Below are 13,550 nucleotides of genomic sequence, written 5' to 3' on the forward strand. Positions count from 1 at the left end.
ATATAAACTTTTTTGTATTATTTATATATCTATATAATATATCGTATTTGCCAGTTGATATCACACTCCTATGACGGTGAAACGAAGTGTGTATGAACGCAGATAATGTTAATATCCATGATCTAAATACGCAATGAACTGACTACTATGGCCTTTCATGGTCTCGTTAAATATAGTGATATTACTGTTGATGGTTATCCAAAGATACAGTACCACGGTTTTATCGGCAATAACCGTACAGCCATGCTTGTGGCGATGAACGGTTATATAGATTGGGGTTGCCTACCGAACTTCAATTCTCCTGCGGTATTCTCATCCATACTTGATAAGAAGAAGGGGGGCTATTTTGCTATCTTTCCGTCAGATACCACAGACGTTTACGTGGATCAGTACTATAAGGAACTCACCAACATACTTGTGACGGAATTCATAAAGAATGGAAAGGTTTTGTTGAGACTCACGGATTTCATGCCGGATTCTGAATATGGAAAGATAAGTTTTCCAGAGGTGCACCGATTCGTCGAGACCTTTTCAGATCCAGTTCGCATAACGGTTGACTTCAAACCAACATTCAACTACGCTACCGAGAGGCCATTGATAGAGAGGGTTCAGCATGGATTCATCTTCAGCACCGAGAAGGAGAACATAGGCATATCCAGTGAGTATCAGCTGAGGAGGAATGCGGATCACGTGTATGCGGACATAGATATGGATCCGAGAAGTTCATCGTGGTTCGTTGCGCTTTACGGCATTCACCATCTCTACCGCCCAACAGATTACAAGTCATACCTCCGCCTGCAGGAGACAACCGATTACTGGAGGAAATGGGCATCAAACTCCACATATGCAGGCATGTACCACAGCATGGTTATGAGATCCGCACTTGCTCTGAAGGTTCTGTTCTATGAGCCGACTGGAATGATGGTTGCGGCTCCAACTGCGAGCCTTCCGGAGGCCATAGGCGGCGAGAGGAACTGGGACTACAGGTATACGTGGATAAGGGATACAGCCTATGTGATAGAGGCGCTGGCTTCCATAGGTTATAAGAGGGAGGCCGTATCTTTCCTCTACGATATGATGGACGTCATATCCAGGGAAAACAAGATCAGGACCATATACAGCATAGACAACTCGGATGATCTCGTGGAGAAAGAGCTTGATTTTGAGGGCTATCGCGGTTCGAAGCCTGTGAGGATAGGAAACAAGGCAGTCGATCAGCTGCAGATCGATCAGTACGGTTCCATAGTCAGGGCGATACATGCTATGGAAAAAGCCGGAGGAGTCGTCAATTCATACCTGTGGGACTTTGTGGAGGAGATGATGGCCAAGATCGAGTACCTCTGGAAATATCCTGATTCAAGCATATGGGAATTCAGGACAGAACCAAAGCAGTATGTGTATTCGAAGGTCATGTCATGGGCCGCGTTTGACAGCGCAATAGCCATAGCCAGGGATCTTGGGCTCAGTGCACCGATAAAGAGATGGAAGACCATACAGGACGAGATATGGAACGATGTTGTCAGCAAGGGATTCGATTCGGAAACCGGCAGTTTCGTTCAGTATTATGGATCTAAGAATGTGGATGCATCATTGCTGCGCTTGCCCATACTCGGCTTCATTCCTGCCAACGATCAGAGATTCATCGGGACCATGAAGCGCATCGAGAACGAGCTCATGGTGGACGGCTATCTGTTCAAAAGATACAAAGAGGATGACGGGTTAAAAGGGGATGAGGGTTCGTTCCTCATGCTCACATTCTGGTACATCGAGGATCTGATACTGATGAAGAGGCTAAAGGCTGCCAGATCGGCTCTGGAATCGATCATAGAGAAGGCAAACCACCTGGGTCTTTACTCTGAGGAGATCGACGAGAAAACTGGAGATTTCCTCGGGAACTTCCCGCAGGCATTATCCCATCTGGGAATAATAAGGGTTGCACCAAAGCTGGAAGAGGCCCTGTTGAAAAGGGTATCAAAGATAAATGAATGAGATTTCATTTCACTAAGCCTGATGTTATCTTATCGATCCTCTCCATGTCGTCGTCGCTCAGCTTCACGTCAAGCGCAGCCAGATTCTCATCGAGATAAGCCTCTCTAGTGACGCCAAGTAGCGGTATTATGGGAATCTTCTCGATCTCAGAACGCTTGATGAGCCATGCTATGGCAAGCTGGCTTCCAGTTATATCCTTCTCCTTGGCTATCTCTAGAAGATCTCGAACCACCTTTTCGTTCTTCCTGCTGAACTCTATGAGCTCTGGATAGTATGAGGATCTCGATCCGGATTCAGGGGTCTTTAGGTATTTTCCTGTGAGAACACCCTGCGCCAGCGGAATATAGGCCAGAAGTCCCAGTCCATATTTCACCGCCACCTTCAATTTATCTTTTTCTATATCGCGCTGCAGTATGTTATACGGCTCCTGCATCGTCACGAATGAATGCAGTCTGTGGTCTTCCGATAGCTTCATGAAGTCCTCGATGTCTGAAGCAGAATGGTTGCTCTCGCCCGTGTATCTTACAAGGTCAAGATCAACTAGATGGCTAAGCGTGGTCATCGTTTCAAGATGCGGTGTATTCGGATCCGGCCAGTGCATCTGATATAGGTCTACGTAGTCCATATCCAGCCTGTTCAGGCTTTCTCGTATCTGCCACATAATGTGCTTCCTAGACAGCCCCTCCCCATTTGGAAATGTGGAAACAGGTCCTCTGACCTTGGTGGCAACAACGATCGATTCTCTATCGTACCCCTTCAGAGTTCTACCGAGAATCCTCTCTGAGTTGCCGATATGATCTATATGATCCTCATTCTTTTCAACTCTGCCATGGTAAATATTTGCCGTATCGAAGAAATTGATCCCTACATCATAGGCCCTTCTAACTATCTTGTAGAACTCAGCCTCATCTACCTTTTCAACACCATCCAGATGATACTTGCCAGATCCAGGTAGATGCCAGGTGCCTATTGCCACCTGTGAAACCATCGTTCCAGAATTTCCCAGTCTAACATATTTCATGCATCTCCTATTTCCGCATGTATGAAAAAGTTTTCAGTACATCAGTTATAACATTTAAGGAAAAAGCCACCTTACAAAAAAATTGATAAAATATGGTGGTAGGATCAGGCTCTGGCGAACTGTGCCAGAGAAGTTATCTCATCAGTTCCTTCCACACCCCATCTCTTTACCTTATCTATGTCCACGCCTGCTTTCTGGGCCTTCTTCTCTATGAAGTCCATCATCAGCCTTCCTCCGAAGGAGATGAGGCCGCCGGTGGCAAGCTTCAGGAAGGCGTTTCCGTGGGCATCCTTGAAGCCGTCTCTTGCCGCCATCTTGGCCAGATGCCTGTAGGATGCGTAGTAGACAGCCAGGCCATTCACGTCCAACATGCTGGTATTGAATTTCTTCGATTTGATCCTTCCCAGCGGCACGTTAACGAGCGGAGTCACGGTGAACTCGAATGGACGGCCGTCAACATAGGAGTTGCTGAGCTTGTTGATCAGCGCGATCGTGTCCCAGAGATCCTCAGGCGTTTCACCCTCCTGCCCGACCTGTATGGTGAAAGCAGATCTCCAATAATACTTGGTTTCCACAGCAACTCCCTGCCATACGATATCCTGCCAGGATCCGTCTACGCCTATCCTAAGCGGAAGAGTCTTGTTGGGCATGTGCTTTTTTGCCAGCTCCTCGCTGCCGGTTTCAAGTCCAGTCTGAATACCTATCCAGTTCCTAGGGCCAGCCTTGAGTATCTTTGAGAATTTCTCCATCATCTCCGGGTATCCGGCCGGTATTGATATTCTTCCGTGGGTTGGATTCGAGGTTTTAACGCCTGGAACGCTCATCACTGTGGAGAACAGCTCGCTCAGCGCCTCTTCGTTTGGCTCAAAGAAATGGCCATGCTTGTAACCAAATATTTCGTCAGAATGCAGCCAGGCGTTATCTACGCCCCCTGCAACGTTGATCTTTATCTCATCCACGATCATGTTCAGCGGCATGTATCTTAACGGTCTGAGCGTGACTTCGCAGAAATCGCAGCCAACTCCGCATCCACGCATCACCTCAACCATGCCCTTCATGGATGGGTTTATGATCTCCGGTATATCCTCAAGCCGTGGATATGCTGACTGTGTTATTCCCCTCGCCAGGAATTTGTCATCCTTCTTCAGCACCTTATGGAAATTCTCATCATAGCTCATGTATCCATTGAAGAACATCTGTTTATCGATGTTGTCTTCCGCTACCTGCCTGAAAAGCTCTGCAACAACATCGTCGGTCTCTCCCTGCACATAGTAATCCACCTTGTACTTGTCGATCTCATCCCTCAATATGGTGAATTCCCATACTCCAGGGCCTCCGACTATCAGCTTGGCTTTCTTGCCCTCCCTCGCCTTGTTAACCTTTTCCATGAGGCTGTCCCATTCGCGTCTGACCCAGGCGTCCAAATCCCCTCCAAACAGGGCATAATAGGACATCGTTGTTGGTCCGAGGCCAAGTGGATCCATGGTAGATACTCCTATCACTTCAGTCTTCTCGTCAACGTATTCGCCCAGATAATCCTCATCGACGACCACTACGCTGTCTCTTCCGAAAGCTCTGACAAGCGACGCCTCTATCTTCCTTATGGCGTATGGTGCATACTTCACTATACCATTAACATTGGGAGGTTCTGGGCCTTTCAGAAAGCGGTATATTGGCCCGGGTATCGTCTTTCCAGGTGCGCATGGTAGAAAGTCCAGCAGTGGAAAATGTCTGTATTCATAACTAAGTGTGGTGTCAGATACGAGCACGAATCTGGTCATTTTATCTTCATATGTAGACTCTCTTTATTCATAAACTTTTCCTCCAAAAACTGATAAAAATTGTATTGTCTGACAGTCTGGAAATTTTTTCACTATGAAATATCCGTTTATTTTTAATTGAAAAATATTATATTTAATCATAACATCGCTAAGCTATGAAAGTGGAGAAGATAATGAATTCAAATTTCAAAACGGTCAACTGGAACGCTACAGTATTCGATGCAGTGAAGATAATGAATGAAAACCATCTCTACGGCCTCGTCGTTAAAGATGACAGCGGCAATGACGTGGGATTATTGAGTGAACGCAGCATAATAAAGCGCTTCATACCGAGGAACAGGAAGCCGGATGAAGTTCCAGTCAAACTCGTCATGAGAAAGCCGATACCTAAGGTGAAAAATGACTACGATGTTAAGGATGTGGCAGCCTATCTGAGCGAAAACGGTCTTGAGAGATGCGCAGTCGTTGACGACTCTGGAAAGGTTGTTGGAATAGTCACGCTGACCGATCTGTCAAGATATCTGTCCAGGGCATCCATAACGGACATCCTGCTCTCGCATCGTACAAAGGATTATCAGCACATATGTCCCAAATGCGGCATAGGTGTTCTCGAGCCAGTTTACAATGAGAAGGGCGAGATAAAGGTCTTCAGATGTTCCAATCCCTCCTGCGACTATGAGGAATGAGATCTCTAACCAGGCAAAAATGACAAATTTTTAGATGTCCTAGCATATAAACTGGAGTTCCGGAATAGAAATAAGAATTATATACCTTTGAGTTTATAATCTGTATATTCTGAATAAAAAGATCGTTAATTCGTGTTCATGATATTTAAACGTAAAAAATTATATTGGGTCTGGCTCTATACATAAATATGGGTTCAAAGGATCTCATAGATAAGATGATAGGGAAGGTTCCGGAAAAGGACATGTCGGATATAGCTAAATCCAGCAAGATCGTCAACATCGATCTCACGGATGCCAGCCCGTTCCAGATCGTCATTGGAAACGGCAAAATATCCATCGCGGATGGAAAGGCAGAGAAGGCTGATGCTACGGTGAAATGCACGGATCAGGTACTCAGCGATATAATAACCGGGAAGCTAAACGCGTTTTCTGCCTTCATGGGTGGTAAGGTTACGGTCTCTGGAGACCTGTTCTTCGTGCAGAAGATCATAACAGTGCTGGGCAAGGCGAAGTGAGATCATGGAGATAAAGAACGTAACTGTTATCGGATCCGGAATAATGGGGCACGGAATAGCTGAGGTCATTGCTCTGGCCGGCCTGGACGTCAATCTTGAGGACGTATCCGAGGAGGTTCTGAACAAGGCGAAGGCATCCATAAGCGCAAGCCTGGACAGACTGGTAAATTCTGGCAAGCTGAAAAACAAGGAAGAGGTGCTCTCCAGGATACATTACTTCACACAGATACCTGAATCGGTCAAAGACGCGGATCTAGTCATAGAAGCCGTTCCTGAGGTACTGGAGATAAAGAGGAGTGTCTTCGATCAGCTGGATAAGAGCACCAAGGATAATGCAATACTCGCAACAAATACATCCAACATAAGGCTGACAGAGATAGCTGAAGGCATAAAGAAGAAGGGCAAGGTCGTCGGCATGCACTTCTTCAATCCGCCGGTCGTGCTGAAGCTCGTTGAGGTAATAAGAAGCCAGTACACTGAGGACGAGGTCTTCAATTCCGTGTTCGAATTCTCCAAGAAGATCGGGAAGACGCCCATAAAGGTGTACAAGGACACGCCTGGTTTTGTTGTAAACAGGATCAATGCGCCTGAATCGCTGTACTTCTGTCTGGTTATAGATAAGGGGCTGGCGAAACCTGAAGAGGTTGACAGGTTCGCAAGATCGCAGGGTCTTCCCATGGGGCCCTACGAGCTCATGGACTATGTTGGCATAGATACAGTGTATCATTCGCTCCAGTACTACGCAAAGGAGCTTTCGCCTGATTATTCCAAGTGTCAGGTGTATACCAGGCTATTCAATGAGAAGAAGCTGGGATTGAAGACAGGCGAGGGCTTCTACAGATGGGTGAATGGAAAGGCTCAGATACCTGAAGCCAAGCCCACAAAGGCCGTAGAACTCATGGATATATTCGCTCTTGAGATAAATGAGGCTGTCAAAATCATAGAGGATGGAGTCGCTTCACCGGACGATATAGAGACGGGAGTGAAGCTGGGCATGAACAGGCCTTTCGGTCCCATAACCGTGGCAAAGGGTTTGACGAACGCCGAGGTCAAAGCGAAGCTGGAATCGCTCTATCAGAAGTTTGGAGTTGAGATATTCAAGCCTGCAAAGTCAATAGCAGAGGGCAGGTTGAAGTCGGTGATATCCATGCAGGTTGCTCCTAAGGCAGAGGAGAAGAAGGAAGAGGCTTCATACGTCTCCTCAAGCGATCCGGTGATAACTGAAATCAAAGGTAAGATAGCCATCCTCCGCATAAACAATACAAGGAACAATCTTATCAATGCAGCGGTCATGGACGGGCTGGAGAAAGCCCTGAACGATCTCTGGAACAACCGCGACATCAGCGTAATCATCGTTACAGGGAACGGATCGGTGTTCTCTGCAGGAGCGCAGCTCGATTCATTCTTCAATAGCACCTTTGACTTCATGGAATTTTCCAGGCGTGGTGAGCGCGTGTTCAAGCTGCTCAGCGAGATACCAAAGGTGACAATAGCCGAGATGAAGGGCTACACGCTAGGTGGTGGCTTTGAGATGGCGCTTGCCTGTGACATAAGGGTTGCAACTGAAGATGTACAGATAGGCTTCCCTGAGGTTACACTCGGCTTGGTTCCGGGATGGGGAGGCACACAGAGGCTCTCACGTGCGGTGGGTCAGTCCAGAGCTGCATATTACGTGCTGACAGGCGAGAGGTTCACCGGAAGGGAGGCTTACGAGATGGGCATAGTATCGAAGGTCTTCAGCAAGGACACCATAGATTCTGATACGCTGAATCTCGCCCAGACAATTTCCGAAAGGGTAGCGCCAATATCGGCCGCTCTGGCAAAGAGGCTCGTGTTGAGGAGCACGAATACCTCGCTGGATGATGGCCTTGAGATGGAAGCCATATCCATGGGGCTTCTCTACGGAACGGAGGATCTCAAGGAGGGCATATCTGCATTTCTTGGCAAGAGAAAACCAAGCTATCAGGGGAAATGATCATTTTTTAATCATTTCCCTGAGTACCTTTTTATCTATCTTTCCCGTGCTTGTCTTTGCAAACTCCTTCACATTTATAAAATCATCAGGGATCCAGAACTTGGCGATTCTACCAGCATTGACCATGTCAAGGAGGTGTTTTCTGATATCGTCTGGTTTTGCCGTTCCCGTGTAAAATGCTACAGGTCTCTCACCCCATTTCTCATCCGGTTTTCCAACGACCGCATTTTCAATCACGCCAGGACAAGAACTTATGGCGTCCTCAAGTACGAGCGATGGTATGAATTCACCGCCAGATTTGACGGCATCTTTCTCCCTGTCAACTATCCGTATGTATCCGTATTCATCCATGACAGCGAGATCGCCAGTATGCATCCAGCCTCCGCGCCACAGCGATTCAGTACCCTCGTTGTTCTTAACATATACGCTGGTGAGCCATGGCGATCTTACGACGATCTCTCCTATGGTCTTCTCGTCCTTCGGGACATCGTTCATCTTGTCATCCACGACCCTCAGCTGCACCAGCGGGATCGGAACGCCTGTCTTGAGCCTGAACTTCTTTTTCTCAGATTCAGGCATTGACTTCACGCGCTCGTTATACGTGGCCAGCGTCAGTATTGGTGCCGTTTCAGACAGACCATACCCGGAGATTGCGGTGATCCCCAACTTCTCTGCAGCGTTTGCAAGGCCTTCTGGTAGGGCACCGCCGCCGACAATGGCCCTTATTCCGCGTCCCGCTATCTTCTTCACGTTTGGATTCGTGACGATGAGATAGAGGATCGAAGGTACCATCGCTATTACGCTCACGTTGTACTTGTCTATTAGGTCTATTATATGATCGAAGTCATATCTTCCAGGAAGCACGTATCTCCTTCCTGCCAGTATGGACATGTACGGTACGCCCCATGCATGCACGTGGAACATAGGAACAAGCGGCATTATGGTGTCCCTTGAAGTCAGGTTTATTGGGTCATCGCCCAGTGCCAGACCAGATGAAATGGAATGTAGCACAATCTGTCTGTGAGTGAACTGAACCCCCTTGGGTATACCAGTTGTACCGGAGGTGTAGAATGTTGTGGCCAGATCGTTTTCCGATATTTGAGGCAGCTCTATATCTGAATAGGAATCCTTCATGAGGTCATCGTAGACGTACTTTGGAGAGAGTAAATCAGGGATCTGGCCTGTCTCGGAATACACTATCCAGCCCTTTATGAAGTAGAACGCCTCCCTGTTCTTGGATAGGATGGGAACGAATTCATCCCTCACGATGACGTATTTGTCCTCGGCATGATCCATCGTGTAGTATATGAGATCCTGCGGATACCTAACATTGACCGTATGGAGAACCGCACCCACCATTGGAACGGCGAAATACGCCTCGAGATAAACATATGTATCCCAATCGATGACTGCAACTCTGTCCCCTTTCTTCACTCCTATTGAGATGAGGGCCTTTGCGAGTTTTTCTACCCTTTTGCTGAATTCCTCGAAGGTGAATTCCCTTCGCCCAGTATAATTTATCTTCTGTGCAGGGTTCGATGATACACCGCTCTGGAGAAGCTTATCTATAGTGAGTTCGTATCTATATTCCATATCTTTATATTGCATTTGATGATAATATATTTTCTGTGACTGTATGTAGAAAAAACTACATGTTTAGATATCCAGAAATAAGATATTTGCTTTCAAATAAGATATGCGATAATGAGATCATAAAGCTTTATTGAATCAAAGAATACAGGAGCAATGTTTGATGGTGAAGACCTCAAGAAGATATTCGCCATGGATGGATTCCTCAAGAATATAGAGTTTGAAGTATCTTACATCAGGGAAGGATCCATAGAGATAAGCGTACCGTTGAGGGAAAACCTCATGCGTATAGGCAACATCATGAACGGCGGCGCCATAATGGCGATCTCAGACGCAGTTGGCGGACTCACAGTTCTGACCTATGGATCGGTGTTAAATCAGGTTACAGTGAACTTCAGCACGGAGTTCATAAGACCTATAGGCATAGGGCCGGTGGTATTCAGAAGCAACATGGTACGAATAGGGAAGAATATAGCGTATGTCGATGTGGAGGCCCTAGACGGAAAGGGAGACCTCTGCTCAAAATCCATGGGCACATATTATATATACAGATAAAAATAAAATATGATTATCCTAAATCATTCCTCCTCTCTCCCCTATCACCACCTCAGAGATGATCCCGTTCTCCCATGAATCGTCGCCAAAGTAAACTGCCAGAGCCATTGCGTCTCTATAGTACTTCTCTATCCCGAAGTCGTGTATGTATCCGTAGCCGCCGTGTATCTGCAGTGAACTTCTCGTAGCCAGAAGCGCAATCTCCTTGGCCTTTATCTTGCTCAAGGCCTTTGCATATTCACCTTGGTTTCCGTAAAGGTAGTACCTTATCAGTTCTATCTGCGTCCTTGCGGCTACGATCTCATCGAATATGGGTGTGTAATCCTTAAGCGGGTGATCGAAGGCGGTCCTGACCTTGGAATAGTCCGCGGCCTTGGCCATTGTTCCGTCGGCAACTCCAAGAAAGATGGCCGCTATCTCGCCGTCAGAGTTCTTCAGTTCTGTCCTGAGCTTCTCCTCTGAACCAACCTTCTCGTAAGTAGACGAATCGAAATCAACATCGGAAAGATCCATACCGCGCAGGCCGAGATGGTTCTTGTTAACAGCGTGCATGCCGGATCCGACCGCATATATGCTGCTTCCGTCGCTGACTATTATTGACGAAGCCGTTCCATTAATAACGTTCGCGCGCCTTCCGCTTATCTTGCCGCCCGCCACATTCAACGGCTGCGCTTTGCTGCGCAGATAGTAAGGAGAAAGATCGACCGTCACATCGATCTTACCGGATAGTATGTCCTGCTTGCCGCTGGCGTCCGGATGGATCTTCAGGTACAGGTTTGTGAGGAATATCCACATAGACACTGAGGGGGATGCCTTCGCGGTCTCCTCCAGTATTATCATATACCCTTTCTCGTCTAGTCCTGATCCTCCCTTTTCAGCGGGAAGGGTTGCGCCCAGAAAGCCCTGAGCCGCTATCTTCTCCTTCAGAGATCTCGGTATGCCGTTTATCTCTATATCCTTGGACACCGCTTCGATCTCCTTGTTGGAAAATTCTCTGACGGTATTCCTCAGTATTTCATATTCTTCCATCATTGGGTATCACCCACCTTGAGCATTCTGGCTATGACCAGTTTTTCTATCTCGCTTGTGCCCTCCCATATCTCCATTATCTTTGCATCCCTAAACGATCTCTCTATGCTTGAGGAGAGGCCGTCTATGCCCGTGATCTCCATGGCCTTTCTCGATACGTATACGGCTGTTTCAGCTGCGTAGGCCTTTGCCATGCTTGTAACGGCTGGATTTGGATTGAAGTTGAATATGAATGAGGCCGCTTCATAGGTAAGTAGCTTTGCCGCTTCAATGCGTGTAGCCATATCGGCTATGGTGAACTGGACGCGCTCTGGCTGTGACGTTATGGGCCCATCCTTCTGGAGTATGTTGACAGTTCTCTCCAGGATACCTTCGGCTATTCCAAGGGCCTGCGCCGCCACGTAGGCTCTGCTTATATCGAAGAAGGTCATTATGTAGTAGAAGCCCCTTCCAGGTTCGCCCACAAGATTTTCGGCTGGAACCTTCACATTTTCCAGAGTTATCTCTGCAGTATCCGTTGCCCTGACTCCCAGCTTGCCGTGGATCTTATTCGATTTGAAGCCTTCGAAGTTGCGTTCCACGATGAATACGCTCATTCCCTGGTGCTTTTTCTTCTCCACCGATGTCCTTGCAAGCAGTACAAAGAAATCCGCGATGTCGCCATTAGTGATGAACATCTTCGATCCGTTGAGTACATAATGATCTCCCTCCTTGACAGCTGTCGTCTTTATATTTGCCACGTCGCTTCCACCGCCCGGTTCCGTGACGGCGAGACCCATCTTGGCCTGGCCCGAAAATACCCTGCTTAGGTATTTTTTCTTCTGGTCGTCATTTCCAAAAAGGGCTATGACCTCATTTCCGAAGAACGGCACAAGCATGGATATTCCCATGCCTGCATCATACTTGCAAAGCGCCTCGGTGGCCACAAGGATGTTCCAGGGATTGGAGTAATCAAAAACCCCCTCCTTCAGCATCCTCTTCACAACCTCCTCAGGATATTTCTCCTGGAGATCGTATTTCGTGGCCTCCTCCTCGGTGAATTCTCTTCTGGCAAAATCCTCTACCTTCTTCCTGAACTCCCTCTGCGCCTCATCAAGTTCGAAATTCATATCAATACCTCTCAAAAACAACGGAGTAACCCTGTCCTCCGCCGACACACAGCGTTGCTACACCGTAGTCCTTCTTCTTCTCGTTCATGATCCTTGCCAGTGTACCTGCGATCCTTGCCCCAGTTGCTCCAAGGGGATGGCCTATCGCTATAGCTCCGCCGTGTACGTTGACGCGATCCTCTTCTATTCCCAGCTCCTTCATGGCGTTCAGTACCACTACCGCGAACGCTTCATTTATCTCCCACAGGTCTATGTCGGATACATCCATCTTGGCCTTCGCCAGTGCATTTCTCGTTGCGGGTACTGGCCCCTCACCCATTATGGACGGGTCAACGCCTGCCCAGCCAAATGATACTATCCTCGCCATTGGCTTTAAACCGTATTCCTTTACCTTCTTCTCGGACATGATCAGTGTCAAAGAAGCTCCTGCATTAAGCGGTGATGAGTTTCCTGCAGTTATGACGCCATCATCTCTGAATGCTGGTTTCAACTTCTTCATGTCCTCAAGTGAGGTGTTCTTCCTGATGCTCTGATCAGTATCGATGACCTTCTCTTCGCCATTTATCTCGACCTCTATCGGCACTATCTCGCCTTTGAAATATCCTTCATCTAGCGCCTTTGAGGCAAGTTGATGGCTCCTCAACGAATATTTGTCCATCTCATCCCTTGTTATCCCCCTAAGGGCGGCGAGCTTCTCCGCGGTTAGTCCCATTGAATAACCGGTATTCATATCGTAATGCATATACTCTGGCCTGACCATGAGCTTTATGTTTGGCTTGAGGAATGGGCTGTTTCCCATCGGTACATGCGTCATGTGTTCGTAACCGCCAGCAAGAACTATGTCCGAGTTTCCGGTCATTATCTCCATGGCACCAATGGTTATCGCGTTGAGCGATGATGAGCATGCCCTGTCCAGGGCCATTCCAGGTACGCTGTCTGGTAGGTTTGCGAGCAGTATTGGATGCCTGCCTCCATAGGTCCAGTTCTCGTCCATCTGGAGCGCGCATCCTGTTATCACGTCGTTTATCTCCTCCGGTTTGATACCGGTTTCATCGATGACAACGTTGATGAGCTTTGCCATAGCTTCGTCCATCCGTATGGAATTAAAGACATCTCGCTCCGGGTCGTTGGGCCTAGATCTTGAAAATGCGGTCCTTTTGAAGTCGACGAGGTACACGTTCTCTCCGTTCATTTCACATCGATATGAATAAGTTGAAGATGCAATATAAATTTATTCTGACAATATTTATATTTATCATATTCTACATAAAAAAATAATTCTATATATAAAATAGAATAG

General features: G+C 47.3%; 11 protein-coding genes. 5 read left to right on the forward strand and 6 right to left on the reverse strand.

Translation table 11 applies throughout. The features are described 5' to 3' along the window. Positions 1-147 precede the first annotated feature (147 nt). Positions 148-1,989, forward strand: a complete 1,842-nt coding sequence (locus DMB44_RS01455; protein WP_110640282.1) for a glycoside hydrolase family 15 protein — start codon at positions 148-150, stop codon at positions 1,987-1,989. Between the two features lie 4 nt (positions 1,990-1,993). Here the strand turns inward: DMB44_RS01455 and DMB44_RS01460 are convergent, their stop codons facing one another. Next, entirely contained in the window at positions 1,994-3,010 is a 1,017-nt protein-coding gene (locus DMB44_RS01460) for an aldo/keto reductase (RefSeq protein WP_110640283.1), read from the reverse strand. Between the two features lie 104 nt (positions 3,011-3,114). Next, positions 3,115-4,791, reverse strand: a complete 1,677-nt coding sequence (locus DMB44_RS01465) for a radical SAM protein (protein ID WP_110640284.1) — start codon at positions 4,789-4,791, stop codon at positions 3,115-3,117. A 155-nt stretch (positions 4,792-4,946) separates the two neighbouring features. On the opposite strand from DMB44_RS01465, the gene DMB44_RS01470 reads away from it, so the two are divergent. From DMB44_RS01470 to DMB44_RS01480, 3 genes are all read left to right on the forward strand, one after another. Then, the gene (locus tag DMB44_RS01470) at positions 4,947-5,477 is read left to right on the forward strand and encodes a DUF1936 domain-containing protein (protein WP_110640285.1); all 531 of its coding nucleotides are present in this window, start codon (positions 4,947-4,949) and stop codon (positions 5,475-5,477) included. 188 nt (positions 5,478-5,665) lie between these two features. Further along, positions 5,666-5,992, forward strand: coding sequence for an SCP2 sterol-binding domain-containing protein (locus tag DMB44_RS01475; RefSeq protein ID WP_110640286.1), 327 nt, complete (start codon positions 5,666-5,668; stop codon positions 5,990-5,992). A 4-nt stretch (positions 5,993-5,996) separates the two neighbouring features. Further along, entirely contained in the window at positions 5,997-7,967 is a 1,971-nt protein-coding gene (locus tag DMB44_RS01480; protein WP_110640287.1) for a 3-hydroxyacyl-CoA dehydrogenase/enoyl-CoA hydratase family protein, read from the forward strand. On the opposite strand, the gene DMB44_RS01485 is transcribed toward DMB44_RS01480, so the two are convergent. Further along, a complete protein-coding gene (locus tag DMB44_RS01485) occupies positions 7,968-9,560 on the reverse strand; it encodes a fatty acid--CoA ligase (RefSeq protein WP_110640288.1) in 1,593 nt (530 codons plus the stop codon). It lies immediately after the preceding gene. A gap of 153 nt (positions 9,561-9,713) precedes the next feature. Between DMB44_RS01485 and DMB44_RS01490 the strand changes: the two genes are divergently transcribed. After that, positions 9,714-10,112, forward strand: coding sequence for a PaaI family thioesterase (locus DMB44_RS01490; protein ID WP_110640289.1), 399 nt, complete (start codon positions 9,714-9,716; stop codon positions 10,110-10,112). Between the two features lie 18 nt (positions 10,113-10,130). Here DMB44_RS01490 and DMB44_RS01495 read toward each other — a convergent pair whose 3' ends face one another. From DMB44_RS01495 to DMB44_RS01505, 3 genes are read right to left on the reverse strand one after another with little or no spacing between them, the layout of a single operon-like run. Continuing rightward, a complete protein-coding gene (locus DMB44_RS01495) occupies positions 10,131-11,144 on the reverse strand; it encodes an acyl-CoA dehydrogenase family protein (RefSeq protein WP_110640290.1) in 1,014 nt (337 codons plus the stop codon). Continuing rightward, on the reverse strand, positions 11,141-12,250 hold the full coding sequence (locus DMB44_RS01500) for an acyl-CoA dehydrogenase family protein (protein ID WP_110640291.1): 1,110 nt from the start codon (positions 12,248-12,250) through the stop codon (positions 11,141-11,143). The genes DMB44_RS01495 and DMB44_RS01500 overlap by 4 nt, the downstream gene beginning before the upstream one ends. Before the next feature lies 1 nt (position 12,251). After that, positions 12,252-13,442 (reverse strand): acetyl-CoA C-acetyltransferase, encoded by a 1,191-nt coding sequence (locus DMB44_RS01505; RefSeq protein WP_110640292.1) that lies wholly within the window; start codon positions 13,440-13,442, stop codon positions 12,252-12,254. Positions 13,443-13,550: the final 108 nt, after the last annotated feature.

Source organism: Thermoplasma sp. Kam2015, assembly GCF_003205235.1.
Taxonomy (GTDB): Archaea; Thermoplasmatota; Thermoplasmata; order Thermoplasmatales; family Thermoplasmataceae; genus Thermoplasma.